Source organism: Variovorax sp. H27-G14, from assembly GCF_046156345.1.
Taxonomy (GTDB): Bacteria; Pseudomonadota; Gammaproteobacteria; order Burkholderiales; family Burkholderiaceae_C; genus Variovorax.
The window spans coordinates 63996-84107 of record NZ_JAYLVN010000021.1 but is presented as its reverse complement, the minus strand read 5'-3'; the positions used below and the strand labels follow the sequence as shown (position 1 = coordinate 84107).

Sequence of the window (20112 nt, the reverse complement as noted above, 5' to 3'; positions counted from 1 at the left end):
GCCCATGTCAGACGAACCCCAAAAACCCCAAGAACCCATCGACCTGGACGCGCACCGCGAGCGCCGGGCCCGGCTGCATCAACAGCAACTGAGGCAACGCGCCGCGGCGCAGGCTGCGCGCGATGCAGCCGACTCCGCCGGCCCTGGCCCGGGCCCCGGTGAAGTGCCTTGCGCACGCTGCGGCGAGCCCATCTTCGGCCACGCGCGGCAGTGCCCACATTGCGGCGTGCACTTCAGCGGCGGCGCCGAAGCCTATGCGCCAAAGCAGGGGATGTCGCGCCGCACCAAGTGCATCGTGGCGCTGGTGGCAGTGGCGCTGCTGCTCGCGGGGCTGAGCGACGACATCGCGCGCTGGTGGTGAGCCCGGTACGGGCTTGCGTTCCGGCCCGCGTGCAGATCAGCGTGCAGCTCAGCGTGCAGGTCAGCGCGTGGCAGCAGCCGGCGCGCCCGTCGACTTGCGCACCACCAGCTCCGGGCGCAGCACCACGGTAGAGGGAGACAGCGAGCGCCCGTCGATCTCCTCGAACAGCATCTCCGCCGCGCGCCAGCCCAGCTCGCGGTGCGGCAGGCGAATGGTGGTGAGCGGCGGGTCGACCATGTCGACCAGCGGCATGTCGTTGTGGCCGGTGACCGACATGTCCTGCGGCACGCGCAGGCCGGCCTCGCGCAGCGCGTCGTAGGCGCCCAGCGCCACCAGGTCGTTGCAGCACACCACGGCCTGTGGCGCGGCGCCGGCGTCCAGCATCTGCTTCATGGCGGCAGCGCCGGCCTCGCGGCTGTAGCTGGCGCACTCGACCACGCGAAACGGCTTCATGCGGTGGTCGCGCAGCGCCTGCTCCACGCCCAGCCGCCGGCCCACGCCGGTGGGAATGGTCTGCGGCCCCGCCAGGTGGGCGATGCGCTTGTGGCCCAGCGCCACAAGGTGGTCGACCGCCAGCTTCATGGCGAGCCGGTCGTCGCTGACCACCGCGGGCAGCCGGCCGGTTTCGTCGGCGCGGTTCACCAGCACGGCCGTCATGCCGACCTGGGTGACGAAGTCGACCAGCGGATCGTCGCGCGTGGCGGTGGCCATCACCACGCCGTCCACGCGCTGCGCCAGCATGCGCTCGAGCACCGGGCGCGCCAGCGCCGGGTCGACCACGTTGGTGACGAACACGAAGTACCCGCGCGCCGCCGCGCTGGCTTCGATGCCCTGAAGGATCGGCGGGAACACCGCGTTGGTGATGTCGGGCACCAGCACGCCGATGGTGTGGGTGCGCCCGGTGCGCAGCGCCGAGGCCGCGCGGTTGGGCCGATAGCCCAGGCGCTGCGCCGCCTCCTCGACCACGCGCAGCACCTCGTCGCTGATCAGCGAGCGCTTCTCGGGGCTGAGCGCGCGCGAGACGGTGGACACGTGCACGCCGGCCGCGCGGGCAACGTCGCGGATGGTGACCGGGAATGCCGGCGAGGGACTTGGTGATGGAAGGGAGGGCGGCTTGGTGCTCATTGGTGCAAACGATTGTCGCGCAGGCTGTCGGCTTCGGGTGGCCCAGCTTCACTCACACCCTGCGGAATGCCGCCATTTTACTTTTCGGCGATTTGGACTACCATCATGCAAACGATTGCAGAGACTTGCCATGAACATTGCCACCTCCCCCGACTCGGTGCTGGGCTTCACGCTCGACGCCATGAAGCGCACGCCCGACCCGCGCCTGCGCACCGTGATGGACGCGCTCACGCGCCACCTGCATGCCTTCGTGCAGGAGGTGAAGCTGAGCGAGGAAGAGTTCGAGCAGGCGCTCGAATTCATCGTTGCCATCGGCCACGCGACGGGCGAGACCAAGAACGAGGTGGTGCTGGCGGCGGACATCCTGGGCGTGTCGACCGTGGTGGCGCTGCAGAACAACCAGGACCCGCACGGCGAGTCGCCGGCGGCGCTGCTCGGCCCGTTCTGGCGCGCCAATGCGCCGGCCTGCGCGCTGGGCGACAGCATCGCGCGCTCCGGCACGCCGGGCATTCCGCTGCAAGTGACGGGCACCGTGCGCGACGCGCAGGGCCGGCCGGTGGCCGACGCCATGGTCGACGTGTGGCAGGCCTCGCCCGTGGGCCTGTACGAGAACCAGGACCCGGCGCAGGAAGACATGAACCTGCGCGGGCGCTTTCGCACCGACGCCGAGGGCCGCTTTCACTTTTGCAGCGTGCGCCCGGCCGGCTACCCGGTGCCGACCGACGGGCCGTGCGGCGTGCTGCTGCGCGCGCAGCTGCGCCACCCGAACCGGCCCGCGCACCTGCACTTCATGGTCAGCAAGCCGGGCCACAAGGTGCTGATCACGCAGGTGTTCGCCGACGACGACGAGAACCTCGAAAGCGACCCGACCTTCGGCGTGACGCGCCGTTTGATCGGCCGCTTCGCGCTGGCGCCCGACGGCCAAAGCGCCTCCATCCATCACGACTTCGAACTCGAACCCGGCGAGATGAAGTTCCCCCGCCCCCCCATTCCCTGAACCAACTCCAGACACCGCATATGAGCTTCGATCCTGTCTCCCGACTCGACGGCAAGGTCGCCGTCATCACCGGCGGCCTGGGCGCCATCGGCTACGCCACGGCCACACGGCTGGCCACGCTGGGCGCCACCTGCGTGCTGCTGCATCGCAAGGCCGACGACGCCGACACGCGCGCCGCCGCCCTGCCCTCCCCCAACGGCCAGCGCCATGCGGCCATTCGTGCCGACATCGTCGACACGGCCAGCCTGAGCGCCGCCGCCGCCCAGGTGCAGTCCACGCTCGGGCGCTGCGACATCCTGGTCAATAGCGCGGGCCACACGCAGCCCGTGCCGGCCGCCGACCTCGATGCGCTGACCGACGAACTCATCGACGACATCGTGCGCGCCAACTTCCGCGGCGTGTTCGCGACCATCCGCGCCTTTGCGCCGATGCTGAAGGCCAGCGGCGACGGGCTCGTCGCCAACATCTCCTCCATTGCCGGCTTTACCGGTGTGGGCAGCAACCTGGCCTACGTGGCCGCCAAGGCCGGGCTGGACGTGGTGGGCGACGCGCTGGCCAAGGCGCTGGCGCCGGCGGTGCGCGTGGTGTCGGTGTCACCGGGCGCGGTGGAGTCGGGCTTCGTGCCCGGTCGCGGCGCGGCGTTTGCCGACAAGATGGCCAGCACCACGCCGCTGGGGCGCATCGGCAAGCCCGACGACGTGGCGGCCGCGGTAGAGGCGCTGGCCACCACCATGCGCTTTGTGACCGGCACGCGCATCGTGGTCGACGGAGGGCGTCACCTGTGAGCGCCGCCAAGACCCTCATCACCTGCGCCGTGACGGGCAACCTCGTGAAGCCGGAGCAGACCCCGCACCTGCCGATCACCCCGGTGCAGATTGCCGACGAATGCCTGGCCGCGGCCGAGGCCGGCGCGAGCCAGGTGCACATTCATGTGCGTCACCCCGAGACGGGCAAGCCGTCGATGGAGGTGGAGCTGTACCGCGAGGTGGTGGACCGCATTCGCCGCGAGAACCGTGCGCTGATCATCAACCTCACGACCGGCCCTGGCGGTCGTTTCGTGCCCAGCGAAGACGACCCGAAGGTCGCCGCACCCGGCACCACGTTGTTGCCGCCGGAAAAGCGTGTGGAGCACATTGCGCTCATCAAGCCCGACGTGTGTTCGCTCGACCTGAACACGATGAACTCGGGGCCCGACGTGGTCATCAACACGCCGAAGAATGTGCGGCGCATGGCCAGGGTGATGCGCGAGGCCGGTGTGAAGCCGGAGTTGGAGATTTTCGATTCGGGCGACATTCATCTGGCGCTGGACCTGATTGCCGACGGCACGCTCGACGGCCCGGCCATGTGGACCTTTGTGCTCGGTGTGAAGTACGGTTTTGCCCCCACGCCTGAAACCTTGCTGTACGCACGCAACCTGTTGCCGCGCGGCGCGTTCTGGAGCGCCTTCGGCATCGGCCGCATGGAGTTTCCGATCGTCGCGCAGGCCTGGCTGTTGGGCGGCCATGTACGCGTGGGCATGGAAGACAACATCTACCTCGAAAAAGGCGTGCTCGCGGAAAGCAACGCCCAGCTTGTGGCGAAGGCGCGCGACATCGTCTTGAGCCTGGGGGGCGAAGTTGCCAACCCAGGTGAGGCGCGTGCGATGTTGGGGCTTGTGAGTGTTTGATTTGCGCTGTTGTTCAGGGCGCGCCCACGAGGGCGGGGTACCTTGCTCCGCGAATGTCCTCCGGCCTGCGGCCTCCCCCTTTATTTCGCTGCGCAAGGCACCCCACCCTCGTGTGCGTTATTCGGAGCGGTCGTCGATCAGCGAAGCACCAGCAGCGCGTCCAGGTGCACAGGGCGTCGGGTACTCCCCGCAGCGAAATAAAGGAGGAGGCCGCAGGCCGGGGGACATTCGCGGAGGGGAGTACCCGGCGGCCTGTGCACACGCCCTGAACAGCAGCAACAGCAGCTAACTGAACAACAGCAGCGCCCAAAAAAACAGGAACAGAGATGAACGTAGCAGCCATGCACACGACCCACAGCGCCCGCGCCCTTCGCGTGAACGAGAAAGCCGCCAACCTAGACGCACTGCGGCTCCACGCCGTTACCCAGTCGGAACCCACACCGCCCCCAGGCTACGCCGTCGTGCGCATCGCCGCCGCCGCAGTGAACCCCAGCGACGCCAAAGCGACGCTCGGCATCATGCCGCAGGCCGTTTGGCCCCGCACCCCCGGCCGCGACTTTGCCGGCACCGTCGTCAACGGCCCCACCGAGTGGGTCGGCCGCGAGGTGTACGGCTCCGGCGGCGACATCGGCATCACACGCGACGGCTCCCACGCACGCTACCTCGTGCTGCCCGAACAAGCCCTGCGCGCCAAACCCCAAGGCATCTCCATGGACGAAGCCGGCGCCGTGGGCGTGCCCTTCGTCACCGCGTACGAAGGGTTTCGACGCAGCGGCATGCCGCAGGCTGGACAGACCGTGCTGGTGCTGGGCGCCAACGGCAAGGTCGGCCAGGCCGCCGTGCAACTGGCCTCGCAGGCCGGTGCCCGCGTGATTGCGGTGCAACGGCGCGAAGGCCCGTTCGAAGGCTTTGCCAGCGGGCCGGTCGACGTGATCGACGCGCGCCACCACGCCGACGTGGGCGCGCGCGTGCGCGAACTCACCGACGGGCGCGGCGCGCACATCGTCTACAACACCGTGGGCAGCGCCTACTTCGAGGCCGCCAACAAGGCCATGGCCAAGGGCGCGACGCAGATCTTCATTGCCACGCACGAACGCGCCGTGCCCTTCGACATCTTCGCGTTCTACCGCGGCATGCACACCTTCGTGGGCATCGACTCGCTGGCCATGGACTGCGTGGCCAGCACCGCGCAGCTCGACGCCATGCGCCAAGGCTTCGAGCGCGGCACGCTCAAGCCCTTTCCCGTGGCACGCAGCTTCACGCTCGACGAAGCGCTCGACGCCTACCGCCTGGTGCTCTCGGGCAGCACCGACCGCGTCGTGCTGCACCCCTGAACCCACCGCTTGCCAAGGAACCCACGCCATGCACGTCACCCGCTTCCACGCGGCGCCGCACTACGAGGCGCCCAACCATTTCGACATGCGCTGCCTGCGCCTGCAAGGCAAGGAAGCCGGGCCCTCCACGCAGATGTGGATGGGCATGAGCCAGATCCTGCCAGGCGGCCACACCGGCCTGGACGGCTCGCCGATGGAAAAGCTCTACCTCGTGCTCGAAGGCCAGCTGCATGTGGTCGGCGAGATCGACGGCGCGCACCAGGAAGAGGTGCTCGAGGCCTACGACAGCTGCCGCTTCGCGCCCGGTGAAAAACGCCAGCTCGAAAACCGCGGCAACCGGCCGGTGCTGGTGGTGCTGGTGATGCCCCACGCACCGCCGCCGTAGCAGCCGCAACGCTTTCGCCAGTCATTCATCGCTCGACCAAATAAATCAACGGAGACAAGACGCATGAAGAAGACATTCCAACAAGGCCGCCGGCACACGCTGGCCATGGCCGCCGCCTTTGTGGCCCTCGCGGCCTGCACGCTCGAGGGCGCCCACGCGCAGGGGCCTTGGCCGGGCACGCTGCCCATCAAGCTGGTGGTGCCCTTCACCGCGGGCAGCGGCACCGACATCGTCGCGCGCCTGGTGGCCGAAAAGCTCGGGCCCGCGCTGGGCACCAGCGTGATCGTCGACAACAAGCCCGGCGCGGGCGGCACGCTGGGCGCCGCGCTCACGGCCAAGGCACCGGCCGACGGCTACACGCTGCTGGTGCATTCGGCCGGCCACCTGGTGAACCCGTGGATCTACAAGGGCCTGTCGTACGACACCCTCAAAGACTTCACCGGCATCACACCCATGGCCAGCCTGCCCAACGTGCTGGTGACGGCGCCCGCGCACTTCACCGACGTGAAAGACCTGGTGGCCAAGGCCAAGGCCAAGCCCGGCATGCTGAACTACGGCTCGGCCGGCAACGGATCGGCCACGCACATGAACGCCGAGGTGTTCCGGCTGGCAGCCGGCGTGGACGCCCAGCACGTGCCCTTTCGCGGCACGCCCGAGGCCATGACCGAGGTGATGGCCGGGCGCGTCGACTGGTTCTTCGCGCCCATGGTGTCGGCCCTGCCGCTCATCAAGAGCGGCAAGCTGCAGGCTCTGGCGGTGGGCACGGGCAAGCGCTCGTCGGCGCTGCCCGATGCGCCGACCACGGTGGAGGCCGGCGTGCCGGGCTCGGAGTACCTGTTCTGGGTCGGACTGTTCGCGCCCGCCAAAACGCCGCAACCCGTGGTCGACCGCCTGCAGGCGGAGGTGGCCAAGATCATGGTGTCGCCCGAGCTGAAGGAGCGGCTGGAGAAGCTGGGCGCAGAGGCCTTCACGATGCCTTCCGCGCAGTTCAACAAGTTCATCGTCGACGAAACGGCGAAGGCGCAACAGGTGGTCAAGGCCGCCAGCATCAAGGTCGACTGACATGGCCCGCACGCACTTTTTCACGGCGGCCCTTGCCGCCAGCCTTCTGCTGCCCGTGGCCGCGCAAGCGCAACCGGCCGACCTGGTGGTCACCAACGCGAAGATCGCCACGCTGGACGCCGGCGGCAGTACCGCGCAGGCGCTGGCCGTGCGCGACGGCCGCATTCTGGCCGTGGGCAACGCGGCGCAGATGCGCGCGCTCTCCGGCCCCGCCACGCGCACGGTGGACGCCGGCGGGCGCACCGTCATTCCGGGCCTCATCGACTCGCACATGCATGCGGTGCGCGCCGCGCTGAGCTATTCGACCGAGGTCAACTGGATTGGCGCGGGCACCATCGCAGAGGCCATGGCGCGCATCCGAACCGCCGCCGCCAACGCACGCCCCGGCGGCTGGCTGATCGTGGCCGGTGGCTGGACCGAGCAGCAGTTTGCCGAGCGCCGCCGCCCCACGCTGGCCGAGCTGCAGGAGGCCGCGCCCGAGAACCCGGTGTACGTGCAGCTCTTCTACGAAGCGGTGGTGATGACGCCCAAGGCACTCGAGGTGCTGGGTGTGGCGCCCGGCACGCTGCCTGCCGGCATGAAGGCCTCGCCCGACGGTGCGCCGGGCTGGATGACCGGCGACATCATCGGCATCAGCGCGCTGTTCGACAAGCTACCCAAGCCGACCTACGACGACAACGTGGCGGGCACGCGCGCCTTCTTCACCGAGCTCAACCGCCTGGGCATCACCGGCCTGGTGGACCCGGGCGGCTTCAGCATTGCGCCGTCGCAGTACGCGGCGCTGTTCGCGCTGTGGCGCGAGAAGGCGCTGACGCTGCGCGTGGCCTACAGCGTGTTCGCGCAGAAGCCCGGCGCCGAGCTGCAGGAGTTCCGCGAGCTCACGCAGATGCTGCCCATGGGCTTCGGCGACGACATGCTCAAGTTCAACGGGCTGGGCGAACGCGTGACGCTCGCGATGTACAACAACAACTTCCCGGACGAGGCCGCCAAGGCGAAGTTCTACGAGCTCGTGAAATGGGCGGCCATGAAGAAGCTGGCCGTCACCATCCACTGGCAGGAGAACGGCTCGGTCGATCACTTGCTGGGGCTGTACGAGCGCCTGAACGCCGAGGTGCCGATCGGCGACCTGCGCTGGTCCATCGCCCACCTGGACGACGCCTCGCCCGAGACCTTCGCGCGCATGAAGGCGCTGGGCATCGGCTGGACGATGCAGGACGCGATGTACTTCCAGGGCGATCGCGCGCTGGCCACGCGCGGCGAGGCGGCACGCCGCATGCCGCCCATCGGCACCGCGCTGCGCAGCGGCCTGCACGTGGGCGCGGGCACCGACGCACATCGCGTGGCCTCGTACAACCCCTTCGTTGCGCTGCAGTGGATGCTCGACGGCAAGACGGTGAGCGGCAAGGCCATGCGCAGTGCCGACGAAACGCCCACGCGCGAACAGGCGCTGCGCCTGTACACGGCGGGCAGCGCATGGTTCAGCTTCGACGAGGCCAGGCGCGGCACGCTGGAGGTCGGCAAGCTCGCGGACTTCGCGGTGCTCGACCAGGACTTCTTTGCGGTGCCGCTGGAGCGCATCGGCAAGACGGTGTCGCTGATGACGGTGGTGGGCGGGCGCGTGGTCTACGCGGCGCGGCCTTTCGAGGCGGCGGGCATGTCGGTGGCCGCGGCGCCTTGAGGGCGCGCGAGCGCCTGCTTCACCCGCTCGCGCAGCACCGGCAGCACATCGCTCTCGAACCACGGGTGGTGCTTGAACCAGCCCGTGTTGCGCGGCGAGGGGTGCGGCAGCGGAATGAAGCGCGGCGCGTAGCTGGCAAAGGCCTCGACGGTTTCGGTGACGCCGCTGCGCGCGGTCTTGCCGAGAAAGTGGCGCTGCGCGTACTGGCCGATGAGCAAGGTCAGCTCGACCTGCGGCATCTGCGCCAGCAGCCTGTGGTGCCACAGCGCGGCGCACTCCTTGCGCGGCGGCAGGTCGCCGCTGGTGCCGCGGCCCGGGTAGCAATAGCCCATCGGCATGAGCGCGACGCGGGTGGCGTCGTAGAAGGTGGCGCGGTCGATGCCGAGCCAGCGCCGCAGCTGCTCGCCGCTCTTGTCGTCCCATGGCACGCCGGTGTGGTGGACGGTGAGGCTGGGCGCCTGGCCGACCAGGAGCAGCCGCGCGCTCGCGCTGGCCTGCACCACCGGCCGTGGGCCGAGCGGCAGGTGCGCAGCGCAGGCGTGGCAGGCGCGGATGTCGGTGAGCAGCGCGTCCATGGCATTCGGCTGCACGCCTGCCGGTTCAGTCGGCGTCATCCGCAAAGGGACGGAAGAAGGCATTGAGTTCGTTGCCCGCCGCGGCGTCCGCAAACCCGTCGAAGCGGCCCTGCTGCGCCAGCGTGCGCGCCGCGCGCATGAAGCCGCCCCAGGCCGCGCGCGCCATGCCGCCGCCCACGCTGACGCGGCGCACGCCCAGCGCGGCAATGTCCTGCATCGTGAGCTCGCTGGCCGCGCCCACCAGCAGGTTGACCGGATTGGGCGCGACGGCGGCGACCACGGCCGCGATCTGCTCGCGGGTGGTGATGCCGGGCGCGTAGAGGCAGTCGGCGCCGGCATTCGCATAGGCCTGGAGCCGCGCGATGGTGTCGCCGAGGTCGGGGCGGCCGGCAAAGAAGTTCTCGGCGCGGCCTATCAGCATCACGTCGGCGCCCGATGCATCGATGGCCTGGCGCGCGGCACGCAGGCGCTCCACGGCCACGTCGATGGCAAAGAGCGGGTCGGCGGCGTTGCCGGTCGAGTCCTCGATCGACAGGCCCGCCACGCCGGTCTCGATGGCCAGGCGCACGCTGGCCCTCACGCCCTGCGCATCGGCGGCAAAGCCGTTCTCGAAGTCGGCGTTCACCGGCAGGTCGGTGGCTTCCACCAGCTCCCGCAGGTGCACGAGCATGCGGTCACGCGACAAGGCCCCATCGGCCTGGCCCTGCGACCACGCAAAGCCCGAACTGGTGGTGGCCAGCGCCTGGAAGCCCAGGCCTTCGAGAAAGCGCGCGCTGCCCGTGTCCCACGGGTTCGGAATGACGAAGCAGCCTTGTTGGTGCAGCGCGCGGAAGGCGGCGCGTTTGTCGGCGATGGTGGCGTTCATGGGGCCTCGGCTTTCTGCGTGGGTGGCAACGAGCCGGAATTCTGACGCAGGCCTCCTTTTTCTCCCAGTCAGCACTCCACCACGTTCACCGCCAGCCCGCCCAGCGAGGTCTCCTTGTAGGTCGACTTCATGTCCTCGCCGGTCTGCTTCATCGTGCGGATCACGGCGTCCAGCGACACATAGTGGCTGCCGTCACCGCGCAGCGCCAGGCGCGCCGCGTTGATGGCCTTCACCGCGCCCATCGCGTTGCGCTCCACGCACGGTATCTGCACCATGCCGCCCACCGGGTCGCAGGTCAGGCCCAGGTTGTGCTCCATGCCGATCTCGGCCGCGTTCTCGACCTGCGCGGGCGTGCCGCCCAGCACCGCGGCCAGCGCGCCGGCCGCCATGGAACAGGCCACGCCCACCTCGCCCTGGCAGCCGACTTCGGCGCCCGAGATGGAGGCGTTGGTCTTGTAGAGCATGCCGATGGCCGCCGCGGTGAGCAGAAAGTCGACGATGCCCTCGTCGCTCGCGTGCGGCACAAAGCGCTGGTAGTAGTGCATCACGGCGGGCACCACGCCAGCCGCGCCGTTGGTGGGCGCCGTCACCACGCGCCCGCCCGCGGCGTTTTCCTCGTTCACCGCCATGGCAAAGGCATTGACCCAGTCCATGGCCGCGAGCGGATCGGCCGCGCCGGCCTGCGCCAGCAGCTCGCGGTGCAGCTCGCTCGCGCGGCGGCGCATGCGCAGCGGGCCGGGCATGGGCTGCGCGGCCAGCGGGTTGTCGATGCCGAAGCCGCGCTGCACGCACTGCTGCATCACGCCCCAGATGCGCAGCAGGCCACCACGCACCTCGGCTTCGGGCCGCCACGTGCATTCGTTGCGCAGCATCAGTGCGGCCACCGACAGGCCGGTGGCCGCGCACTGCGCCATGAGTTGGTCGCCGGTCGAGAACGGATGCGGCACGGCGGCAGCGCTTGCCACCGTCTCGGCAACCGCCTGCCCGCCTTCCACGACGAAGCCACCACCGACGGAGAAATACGTCGCTTCGGCCAGCACCGTTTCATCGACCGTGAAGGCCGTGAAGCGCATCGCGTTGGGATGCTCGGGCAGCGAGTCCTCGCCGCGAAACACGATGTCGCGCACGCGGTCGAAGGCGATCGTCGTGGTGCCCAGCAAGCTCAATAGCCCGCTGCGGCGCAGCGCGTCGAGCCGGGGCTGCACAGTCTCGGGCCGCACCGTGTCGGGTGCGTCGCCCAGCAGGCCGAGGATCACGCCCTGGTCGGTCGCATGCCCATGGCCCGTGGCGCCCAGCGAGCCGAACAGGTCCACCCGCAGCCGTGCCACCCGCGCGAGCACGCCGCGCTGTTCGAGCGACCGCGCGAACATCAGCGCCGCGCGCATCGGCCCCACGGTGTGCGAGCTGGACGGGCCGATGCCGATCTTGAAGATGTCGAAGGCGGACAGCATCAGCGCATCATGCCCCCGCGGGCAGGGGAAGCTGCTGCTTGACCAGCGCCACCCAGTACGCCGCGCCCAGCGGCAGGATGTTGTCGTTGAAGTCGTAGTACGGGTTGTGCACGTTGGGGTCGTTCGGGCCCTCGCCCGCGCCGATGCCGATGTACGCGCCCGGGCGCTTCTGCAGCATGAAGGCGAAGTCTTCCGAGCCCATGGCCGGTGGAATGTCGGTGTGCACCTGCGCGCGCTCGACCAGGCTGGCGGCTGCGGCAATGGCCGCGTCGGTCTCGGCGGGCGTGTTGACCACGCCGGGGTAGCCGCGCCGGTAGTCGAGCGCCACCCTGGCGCCATGCGTGGCCGCCACGCCGTCGCAGATCTGCTGCATCGCGGCCTGGGTCTTGTCCTGGATGGCGGCGTCGAGCGTGCGCACGGTGCCGCGCAGCACCACGGTCTCGGGAATCACGTTCCAGGTGTCGCCGCCGTGGATCTGCGTGACGCTCACCACGGCCGAGTCGGTGGCGCCGGTGCGCCGGCTCACGATGGTCTGCAGCGCATTGATGAGCTGGGCCGACACCACCACCGAGTCGATGCCGGTCTCGGGCATGGCGCCGTGGCTGCCCTTGCCGGTGACGACGATCTCGAAGGTGTCGAGAAAGGCCGTCATGGTGCCCTTGCGGATGGCGAACTTGCCGCGCGCCAGGCCCGGAAAGTTGTGCATGCCGTAGACGGCGTCGGCCGGGAACTGGTCGAACAGGCCCTCTTCCACCATCACGCGCCCGCCGCCTTCGTTTTCTTCGGCCGGCTGAAAGATGAACTGCACCGTGCCCTTGAAGGGCTTGTGGCGCGACAGGTGCTCGGCCGCGCCCAGCAGCATGGCGGTGTGGCCGTCATGGCCGCAGGCGTGCATCTTGCCCACGCACCTGGAGGCGTGCGCCTGCGTGCCCAGCTCCTGCATGTTGAGCGCGTCCAGGTCGGCGCGCAGCGCGATGCTCGGGCCCTCGCCGTTCTTCAGCGTGCCGACCACGCCGGTGCCGGCCAGGCCGCGGTGCACCGGCAGGCCCATGAGCATGAGCGCGTTGGCCACCACGTTGGCGGTTCGGTGTTCCTCGAAGGCGGTCTCGGGGTTGGCGTGGATGTCGCGGCGCCAGCTCAGCATGCGGGCGCGGGTGTCTTCGTCGATGTCGGGGTCGCGGTACATGGCGTGGGTCTCTCGTGGGTTTGTCGGGTCAGTGGAAGAATTCGGCGATCAGCGTGGCGCCCAGAAAGGTGCCGGCGGTGGCGGTCAGCGACACCACCACGATGCGCCAGCCCAGCTGGCGGAACACCGGCAGGTCTTTCGCGACCGAGAAGCCGGCCAGTGCGAGCACCGGCGTGGTGAAGGCCAGAAAGTTGAGCTTGGCGGTGATGGCGATGAGCGCGTCGGAGAACGGAAACAGCCCCGGAATGCCCACCAGCGTGGCCACCACCGACAGCACCAGCACCATCGGCAGGCGCGGCAGCAGGCGCTTGATGCCCTCGACCGCCAACGCAATGGCCACCACCGCGGCCACGCCTTCCAGCGACACCAGCAGCGGCACCTTGTAGGTCAGCGAATTGCCGATGAGCACGCCGCCGCCCACCACCGCCCAGGCAATGAAGGTGTCGCGCAGCGCCATCGCGCCACCGCCGTGCGGCGCGCCGGCCTGCGCCAGAGACGCGGTGCCGGGCGCGTCCTTTGTCTCTTGCGCACCGCGCTTCGAAAAGCGCCCCAGCACCGGCTCCAGCTTGCCGTAGAGCCACGAACACAGCGGCAGCGACAGGAACAGCGTGAAGTAGAAGCCGACCACAGTGGTCAGCAGGTTCGACGCGGCGGCAATCGCGGTGAGCTGGGGCAGCATCTCGGGCGGATGCTGCGCGGCAATGGCGCCCAGCGCCGCCGCCATCAGGCTGCCCGAGCCCACGCCGGCACCCATGGCCAGCGAGCGCGGGTCGAACACGTGCAGGCTGGCGATGAAGCCCGCCAGCACCGCGATGAACAGCGCGCCCAGCACGGTGCCGGTGATGTACTCGGCCAGCACGCCGCAGCCTTCGGGCGAGGCCATGCCGTACTTCTCTCCGATGATCACCAGGTTGCCCTCGCGCCCCACCGAGAAGGTGGCGCCCACGGCCTCGCGCTTGATGCCCAGCAGCAGCGCCAGCGGCAGGCCCAGCGCCAGGGTGCCCAGCGCATGGCCGAACTCCTGGAACAGCAGCGCCCAGCCAGCCTGCTTTACCTGCGGCAGCGCGGCGCCCACGGTCAGGCCCAGCTTCACGATGAACAGCAGCAGGCCCGCGTTGAGCAGGCCGCCGGCAAAGCCCTGCTCGGCGGTCGCCACGCGCACCACGCCCGGCATGCGGCGGTGCGCGATGCCCCAGGCGGCGGCCATCAGCAGCGCCCACAGCATCGGCAGCAGCGCCACCTTGCCGGGGCCGACGCTGAACTGCACCGGGCCGATGCGCTCGGCCACGGCCACGATGGCCAGCGTGACGAGCACCAGCTTGAGCTTGCCGGCGGCACTGGAGGGCACGGTGGCGGGAAGCGGAGCTACAGGAACGGGATCGGCGGAGGCGGCAGAGGTCATGTGTGGGGCTTCTTCTGGCGGAATGTCGGCGAGTTTCGGTTTGCAGGCCTCTTGCATCAATGACCGTAAATCGGGATATTCGATGCATGAAATGCAACACTCGCAAGCGCTGACCGGCGCCACCCCCATGGACGACAAGCTCGACACGCGCCGTGTGCGCTACTTCATGCAGGTGCTGGACAGCGGCTCGGTGCGCGGCGCGGCCGACGTGCTCGACATGGACCCCTCGGCCGTGAGCCGCGCCATCGGCCTGCTGGAGCAGGAATGCGGCGTGCCCCTGCTGGAGCGCCACGGCCGCGGCGTGGTGCCCACCGACGCGGGCCAGATGCTGGCCGGCTACGTGCGCCGCCAGAACAGCCAGAAGCAGCACCTCATGGCGCAGATGGACAGCATCCGCAAGATCGAGCGCGGCCACATCGACGTGGTGGCGGGCGAGGGCTATGTGGACTGGCTCATGCGCCACAGCCTGCGCGACTTCATGAGCACGCACCCGAAGATCACCGTCGACCTGGACGTGGCCAGCACCGACGAGATCGTGCAGCGCGTGGTGGAAGAGCGCGCGCACATCGGCATGCTGTTTCAGCCGCCCAAGGACGAGCGGCTCACCTCGCACCAGTCGCACCCGCAGCCGATCCAGGCGCTGGTGCTGGCCTCGCACCCGCTCGCGCAGTTGGGCCGCCCGCTGAAGCTGGCCGACCTGCTGCCCTACCCCGGCGCCACGCTGCACCGCAACTTCGGCGTGCGCCAGCACATCGAGGCGGCCGAAATCAGCGAGGGTGTGCGCCTGCCCTCGGTGCTGACCACCACCTCCTTTGGCGCGCTGGGGCACTTCGTGTCGGCGGGGCTGGGCTACGCGCTGGGCACGCGCATCGCGCTCACGGCGAGCGCCTCGCACCCCGCGCTGGTCGAGCTGCCGATGAAGAACCCGCTGCTGTCGCAGGGCCGCTCGCACATCGTGTCGCGGCACGGACGCATGCTGTCGCCGGCCGCGGCGGAGCTGCTGCGGCGCATCGTGGCGGACATGCGGCGCTATGCCGAACTGACCACGCCGGGCCTGGAGAAGCGGCCGGCCACGCGCAAGCGCGCGGTGGCGGCATAGGCCCCCTGGTCAGCCACGTTGCGCGCTGCGCGCGTTCGGTGTTCTGATCGGTCCCCATGTCCTACGTCATTGCACTTTTCATTCACCTGCTGTGCGCCGCCTTCTGGGTCGGCGGCATGGCCACCCTGCACTTTGCGGTGCGCCCCTCCGCCGTCGCCACGCTGGAGCCGCCGCTGCGCCTGCGCATGATGGCCGCGACGCTGCGGCGCTTTTTCATGGCGGTGGACGCGTCGGTCACGCTGCTGTTCGTGACCGGCGTGGTGATGATCCTGGCGACCGGCGGCTTTCGCGGCGTGCACTGGCGCGTGCAGGCCATGATGGGCATCGCGATCGTGATGGCCGCGATCTACGCCTACATCCGCGCGTCGGTGTTCAAGGCGATGCGGCGGGCGGTGGAAGAAAGCGCGTGGCCGAAGGCCGCCGCGCTGCTCAACACCGTGCGCCAGTTGGTGATGGTGAACCTGGCACTGGGGGTGCTGGTGTTCGGCGTGGCCATCATCGGCCGCGCGGGTTAGCCCTCTTAGCGCTCCCCCAGCACCGCGCCGTCGACCGGCTTCACCAGCCACTGCGCGATGTCTTCGCCCAGCTTGTAGGTCACGACACCGACCATGCTGCAGGTGCTGCGCGGTATGCCGAAGTAGATGAACATCTGGCGCTGCGCGGTGAACCTGGCGGGCGCTTGCCCCTGGCGCTCCAGCGTGCCGCGAAGCTGAACGATCTTGGGGCCGCCGTACAGCCCGCCCGCGTTCGCGAGCAGGTCGGTGATCTCCAGTTTCAGCAGCGGCGCGGCCTGCGCCGCGGCGGGGGCCGGTGGCGTCAGCACAAATTCGTAGGGGTCGAGCAACTGGTCCTGCACGGCCTGGCGCAGCGACGCGGGCACGTCGCACGCGTCGTCGGCCTTCGTCAGTTGCAGGCCCTTGGCCGTGGTGCCGTAGGCAATGGCGGGCATGACCACGCTGTTGCGCGGCGTGGCCGTGGCCGGCGGCGGCTCGGGCGGTGCGGGTTGGCGCGAGCCGCAGGCGGCCAGCAATGCGGCCGCGGCCACTGCGGAAACGACAAAGCAAAGCCGCGCGGCAACGCGCGCGGCGAATGGGTGTTCGGACATTGGAAAGCTCCCTGAAGAATTGTTGTACGCGCCGCCGTGTGCGGTGGCGCGCGCCGATTCTCCACGAAGCCCAGGCCCGCTCCCGTGCTCAGACCAGGTTCAGCTCGACCTCGATGTTGCCGCGCGTGAGCTTGGAATACGGGCAGGTCTGGTGCGCGGTGTGGACGATGCTGCGCGCGGTGTCGCGGTCCAGACCCGGCAGGCTCACGTTCAGGCGCGCCTGCAGAAAGTACTGGCCTTCTTCCAGCGCGAGGTCGACCTCGGCATCCACCGCCAGGTCGGCCGGCAGCTTGACCTTCAGCGCCCCGGCCGCCTTGCCCATGGCGCCGATGAAGCAGGCCGACCAGCCCGCCGCGAACAGCTGCTCGGGGTTGGTGCCCGTGCCGTTGCCGCCGGGCGGCGACAGCGCAATGTCGAGGTGGCCGTCGCTGCTGCGCGAGGCACCCAGGCGCCCGCCGGTGGTGTGGGTCTTGCCGGTGTAGAGAACTTGCTTGTCGGTCATGGGGATTCCTTGGAACGCTGGGGCTCGTGAACGGGTGACTGGTGCGCTCGAGGCTCAGAGCGCCAGGCGGTCGATGCCGTGCGCGGCGGCCACGGCCTGGGCGCGCACGGTGGCGCGGTCCTGCGTGCTGGCAAAACGCTCGGACGGGCCGGCACCGCGCCATCGCCGTAGATGTTGCCGGCACGGGCCGCGGCAATGGCGTTGGCGCGGGCCTGTGCACGGTCGCCGAGACCGGCCACCACCGTGGGCACGCCGGCGGAGGCGCCTTCGGCATACGGGTCGGTGCCGTGGGCAGCGACGACAGCGCCGGCCTGCACGGCGGCGCGGCTTGCGGACGACTGGAACTGCAGCACGCCCTGGTAGCTCTCTGCGCTGGCGCCGAGGGCAACGAAGGAAAGTGCGGCGGCGGTCATCAGGAGGCGGGTGGTTTTCATGGCGATGTCTTTCAAGGAGGAAGGGGTTGGTTGGGTTCCATCGCCTCCTGCGTGTGTGCATCGGTGGCGATGCATGAATTACATCGACCGGCTGTATCCGCGATGTGTCGAACCACCCGCGGTTTTGCATGCGCGTGTGTGCGCTGCGTCATGCAGACACAGTGGCGTACAAATGAGCGGAGAAGGTGCGGAGAAGGTGCGGCAACCAAAGGGTCGCCGAACGGCTGACAGGCAGCCGGGGCCTGCGTTCGACGGCGTTGTTGCCGTCGAACGCAGGGCCGCTGCGTCAGACCACGCCGGCTGCGCGCAGGGCGTCGAAGCGGGCTGCGTCGATGCCCATTTCCGCCAGCACCTGCTGCGTGTGCTGGCCCAGTGCCGGCGGTGCATGGCGCAGCACCGGCGGCGTGGCCGACAGGCGCAGCGGGCTTGCCACGCCGGTGATGCTGGCAATGCCGTCGCCCGCATCGCGCGGCAGCGTCACCTTCAGGCCGCGTGCCTTCACCTGCGCATCGTCGAAGGCCTGCGCAATGTCGTTGATGGGGCCGCAGGGCACGGCCTTGTCTTCGAGCAGCGTGACCCATGCGGCCGTGGTGCGGGTGCGCGTGAGTTCTTCCATCATCGGGATCAGCACCAGGCGGTGCTTCACGCGCAGCGTGTTGGTGGCAAAGCGCGCGTCGCTCGCCCACTCAGGGTGGCCGGCCGCTTCGCAAAAGCGCGTGAACTGGCCGTTGTTGCCGACGGCCAGCAGCATGGCGCCGTCTTGCGTCGGAAAGTCCTGGTACGGCGCCAGGCTCGGGTGCGTGTTGCCCTGGCGGCCGGGCGCGTTGCCGGTGTTGAGAAACGCGCTGGCCTGGTTCGCAAGAATGGCCATGCCCACGTCGAGCAGCGCCATGTCGATGTGCTGGCCTTCGCCGGTGCGGTCGCGCACCTGCAGCGCCGCCAGGATGGCGGTGCTGGCGTAGACGCCGGTGAACAGGTCGGTGAGCGCCACGCCCACGCGCAGCGGGCCGCCGCCGGGCACGTCGTCGGGGCGACCGGTGATGCTCATCATGCCGGTCATGGCCTGGATCATCAGGTCGTAGCCGGCGCGCTCGGCATAAGGGCCATCATGGCCGAAGCCGGTCACGCTGCAATAGATGAGGCGCGGGTTTGCGGCGCGCAGGCTTTCCTGGTCGAGGCCGTATTGCGCGAGGCCGCCGGTCTTGAAGTTCTCCACCACGATGTCGGCCTGCGCCGCCATTTGCTTCAACAGCGCCTGCCCGTCGGGCGTGGCCATGTCGATGGTGACCGAGCGCTTGTTGCGGTTGCAGGCGGTGAAGTAGCTGGCCTGGTCGGTGTCGTTGCCGTGCGCGTCCTTGATGAAGGGCGGTCCCCAGGTGCGCGTGTCGTCACCGACGCCGGGGCGTTCGATCTTCACGACGTCGGCGCCCAGGTCCGCCAGGATCTGCGTGCACCACGGGCCCGCGAGCACGCGGGACAGATCCAGGACCTTGATGCCGTCGAGTGCTGCGGGCTTGGTTGTCATGCGTGTCAGTTGGCGAAAGCTGCAATGCCCGTGATGGCGCGGCCCAGGATGAGCGCGTGGATGTCGTGCGTGCCTTCGTAGGTGTTCACTACTTCCAGGTTCACCAGGTGGCGTGCCACGCCGAACTCGTCGCTGATGCCGTTGCCGCCCATCATGTCGCGCGCCATCCGGGCAATGTCCAGCGACTTGCCGCAGTTGTTGCGCTTCATGATCGAGGTGATTTCCACCGCGGCCGTGCCTTCGTCCTTCATGCGGCCCAGGCGCAGGCTGCCTTGCAGGCCCAGCGTGATCTCGGTCTGCATGTCGGCCAGCTTCTTTTGAATGAGCTGGTTGGCCGCGAGCGGGCGGCCGAACTGCTTGCGGTCCAGCGTGTACTGGCGGGCGCGGTGCCAGCAGTCTTCGGCGGCACCCAGGGCGCCCCAGGAGATGCCGTAGCGGGCGCTGTTCAGGCAGGTGAACGGGCCCTTCAGGCCTTGCACTTCGGGGAAGGCGTTTTCCTCGGGGCAGAACACGCCGTCCATGACGATTTCACCGGTGATGCTGGCGCGCAGGCCGACCTTGCCGTGAATGGCCGGGGCGCTCAGGCCCTTCATGCCCTTTTCGAGCACAAAGCCGCGAATGGGGCCGACCGCGCCGCTTTCGCTGACTTCCTTGGCCCACACCACGAACACATCGGCAATGGGGGAGTTGCTGATCCACATCTTCGAGCCGCTCAGCGAGTAGCCGCCCGGCACCTTCTTGGCGCGCGTGGCCATGCTGCCGGGGTCGGAGCCATGGTCGGGTTCGGTCAGGCCGAAGCAGCCGATCCATTCGCCGGTGGCGAGCTTGGGCAAGAACTTCTGCTTCTGGCCTTCGGTGCCGAATTCGAAGATCGGCACCATCACCAGCGAGCTTTGCACGCTGGCCATCGAGCGGTAGCCCGAGTCGACGCGTTCGACTTCGCGGGCAATCAGGCCGTAGGCCACGTAGTTGAGGCCGGGGCCGCCGTACTCTTCGGGGATCGTGGGGCCGAGCAGGCCGAGCGCGCCCATTTCGCGAAAGATGGCGGGGTCGGTTTCACCGGAGCGAAAGCCTTCGATGACGCGGGGCGCCAGGCGCTCCTGGCAATAGGCATTGGCCGCGTCGCGGATCATGCGTTCTTCGTCGGTCAGTTGCTGGTCGAGAAGAAGGGGATCGTCCCAGTGGAATTGCGCTTTGGCGGCCATGTGCTGTCTCCGGAATGAGGGGGAAAAGAGAAAAAGACGGGAATCGGTCGATCCTAGCCACGCAGGCACCCTGACGCAAACGACGATTGCGCACCCAGATATGCGTTCATAGAATGTCTTGCAAGATGTTCGGGCGGCATCTTCATTGGTGAACC

Annotated in this window: 21 protein-coding genes; 10 read left to right on the top strand and 11 right to left on the bottom strand. The window is 69.2% G+C overall.

The genetic code is table 11. From position 1 onward, the window contains the following. Positions 1–4: 4 nt before the first annotated feature. On the top strand, positions 5–361 hold the full coding sequence (locus tag VLK31_RS31020; RefSeq protein ID WP_409172328.1) for a hypothetical protein: 357 nt from the start codon (positions 5–7) through the stop codon (positions 359–361). Positions 362–421: 60 nt separating this feature from the next. Here the strand turns inward: VLK31_RS31020 and VLK31_RS31015 are convergent, their stop codons facing one another. Continuing rightward, a complete protein-coding gene (locus VLK31_RS31015; RefSeq protein ID WP_409172327.1) occupies positions 422–1486 on the bottom strand; it encodes a LacI family DNA-binding transcriptional regulator in 1065 nt (354 codons plus the stop codon). 130 nt (positions 1487–1616) lie between these two features. On the opposite strand from VLK31_RS31015, the gene VLK31_RS31010 reads away from it, so the two are divergent. The 7 genes from VLK31_RS31010 (at position 1617) to VLK31_RS30980 (ending at position 8608) form a co-directional block, all read left to right on the top strand. After that, positions 1617–2483: a dioxygenase gene (locus VLK31_RS31010; RefSeq protein ID WP_409172326.1), complete on the top strand. Its 867-nt coding sequence runs from the start codon at positions 1617–1619 to the stop codon at positions 2481–2483. 20 nt (positions 2484–2503) lie between these two features. Further along, positions 2504–3268: an SDR family NAD(P)-dependent oxidoreductase gene (locus VLK31_RS31005; protein ID WP_409172325.1), complete on the top strand. Its 765-nt coding sequence runs from the start codon at positions 2504–2506 to the stop codon at positions 3266–3268. Then, positions 3265–4149, top strand: coding sequence for a 3-keto-5-aminohexanoate cleavage protein (locus VLK31_RS31000; protein WP_409172324.1), 885 nt, complete (start codon positions 3265–3267; stop codon positions 4147–4149). The genes VLK31_RS31005 and VLK31_RS31000 overlap by 4 nt, the downstream gene beginning before the upstream one ends. A gap of 341 nt (positions 4150–4490) precedes the next feature. Next, positions 4491–5483: a zinc-binding alcohol dehydrogenase family protein gene (locus VLK31_RS30995; protein ID WP_409172323.1), complete on the top strand. Its 993-nt coding sequence runs from the start codon at positions 4491–4493 to the stop codon at positions 5481–5483. Positions 5484–5511: 28 nt separating this feature from the next. Next, positions 5512–5868, top strand: coding sequence for a cupin domain-containing protein (locus tag VLK31_RS30990; RefSeq protein ID WP_409172322.1), 357 nt, complete (start codon positions 5512–5514; stop codon positions 5866–5868). A gap of 63 nt (positions 5869–5931) precedes the next feature. Further along, entirely contained in the window at positions 5932–6930 is a 999-nt protein-coding gene (locus tag VLK31_RS30985) for a tripartite tricarboxylate transporter substrate binding protein (RefSeq protein ID WP_409172321.1), read from the top strand. Between the two features lies 1 nt (position 6931). After that, positions 6932–8608: an amidohydrolase gene (locus VLK31_RS30980; RefSeq protein ID WP_409172320.1), complete on the top strand. Its 1677-nt coding sequence runs from the start codon at positions 6932–6934 to the stop codon at positions 8606–8608. On the opposite strand, the gene VLK31_RS30975 is transcribed toward VLK31_RS30980, so the two are convergent. The 5 genes from VLK31_RS30975 to VLK31_RS30955 all read right to left on the bottom strand — a co-directional run bounded on the left by VLK31_RS30975 (position 8554) and on the right by VLK31_RS30955 (position 14087). Beyond that, complete coding sequence (locus VLK31_RS30975; protein WP_409172319.1) at positions 8554–9222, bottom strand: uracil-DNA glycosylase family protein; 669 nt, start codon at positions 9220–9222, stop codon at positions 8554–8556. The genes VLK31_RS30980 and VLK31_RS30975 overlap by 55 nt on opposite strands. Then, a complete protein-coding gene (locus VLK31_RS30970) occupies positions 9209–10048 on the bottom strand; it encodes an oxaloacetate decarboxylase (protein ID WP_409172318.1) in 840 nt (279 codons plus the stop codon). The genes VLK31_RS30975 and VLK31_RS30970 overlap by 14 nt, the downstream gene beginning before the upstream one ends. A gap of 68 nt (positions 10049–10116) precedes the next feature. Next, positions 10117–11502 (bottom strand): L-serine ammonia-lyase, encoded by a 1386-nt coding sequence (locus VLK31_RS30965; protein ID WP_409172366.1) that lies wholly within the window; start codon positions 11500–11502, stop codon positions 10117–10119. Between the two features lie 4 nt (positions 11503–11506). Beyond that, the gene (locus tag VLK31_RS30960; protein ID WP_409172317.1) at positions 11507–12685 is read right to left on the bottom strand and encodes a M20 aminoacylase family protein; all 1179 of its coding nucleotides are present in this window, start codon (positions 12683–12685) and stop codon (positions 11507–11509) included. Positions 12686–12713: 28 nt separating this feature from the next. After that, positions 12714–14087 carry a DUF3100 domain-containing protein gene (locus VLK31_RS30955; protein WP_409172316.1) on the bottom strand — a complete coding sequence of 458 codons (1374 nt, stop codon included), beginning with the start codon at positions 14085–14087 and terminating at the stop codon, positions 12714–12716. A 127-nt stretch (positions 14088–14214) separates the two neighbouring features. On the opposite strand from VLK31_RS30955, the gene VLK31_RS30950 reads away from it, so the two are divergent. Both VLK31_RS30950 and VLK31_RS30945 read left to right on the top strand, forming a co-directional pair. After that, complete coding sequence (locus tag VLK31_RS30950) at positions 14215–15186, top strand: LysR family transcriptional regulator (RefSeq protein ID WP_409172365.1); 972 nt, start codon at positions 14215–14217, stop codon at positions 15184–15186. A 56-nt stretch (positions 15187–15242) separates the two neighbouring features. Further along, complete coding sequence (locus VLK31_RS30945) at positions 15243–15701, top strand: CopD family protein (protein WP_409172315.1); 459 nt, start codon at positions 15243–15245, stop codon at positions 15699–15701. A 5-nt stretch (positions 15702–15706) separates the two neighbouring features. On the opposite strand, the gene VLK31_RS30940 is transcribed toward VLK31_RS30945, so the two are convergent. The 5 genes from VLK31_RS30940 to VLK31_RS30920 form a co-directional block, all read right to left on the bottom strand. Beyond that, entirely contained in the window at positions 15707–16291 is a 585-nt protein-coding gene (locus VLK31_RS30940) for a hypothetical protein (protein ID WP_409172314.1), read from the bottom strand. An 88-nt stretch (positions 16292–16379) separates the two neighbouring features. Beyond that, positions 16380–16793, bottom strand: a complete 414-nt coding sequence (locus tag VLK31_RS30935; RefSeq protein WP_409172313.1) for an organic hydroperoxide resistance protein — start codon at positions 16791–16793, stop codon at positions 16380–16382. Further along, complete coding sequence (locus tag VLK31_RS30930) at positions 16790–17227, bottom strand: hypothetical protein (RefSeq protein ID WP_409172312.1); 438 nt, start codon at positions 17225–17227, stop codon at positions 16790–16792. Before VLK31_RS30930 ends, VLK31_RS30935 begins: the two co-directional genes overlap by 4 nt. 286 nt (positions 17228–17513) lie before the next feature. After that, on the bottom strand, positions 17514–18752 hold the full coding sequence (locus tag VLK31_RS30925) for a CaiB/BaiF CoA transferase family protein (protein WP_409172311.1): 1239 nt from the start codon (positions 18750–18752) through the stop codon (positions 17514–17516). A gap of 5 nt (positions 18753–18757) precedes the next feature. Continuing rightward, a complete protein-coding gene (locus VLK31_RS30920; protein WP_409172310.1) occupies positions 18758–19957 on the bottom strand; it encodes an acyl-CoA dehydrogenase in 1200 nt (399 codons plus the stop codon). Between the last annotated feature and the right edge of the window lie 155 nt (positions 19958–20112).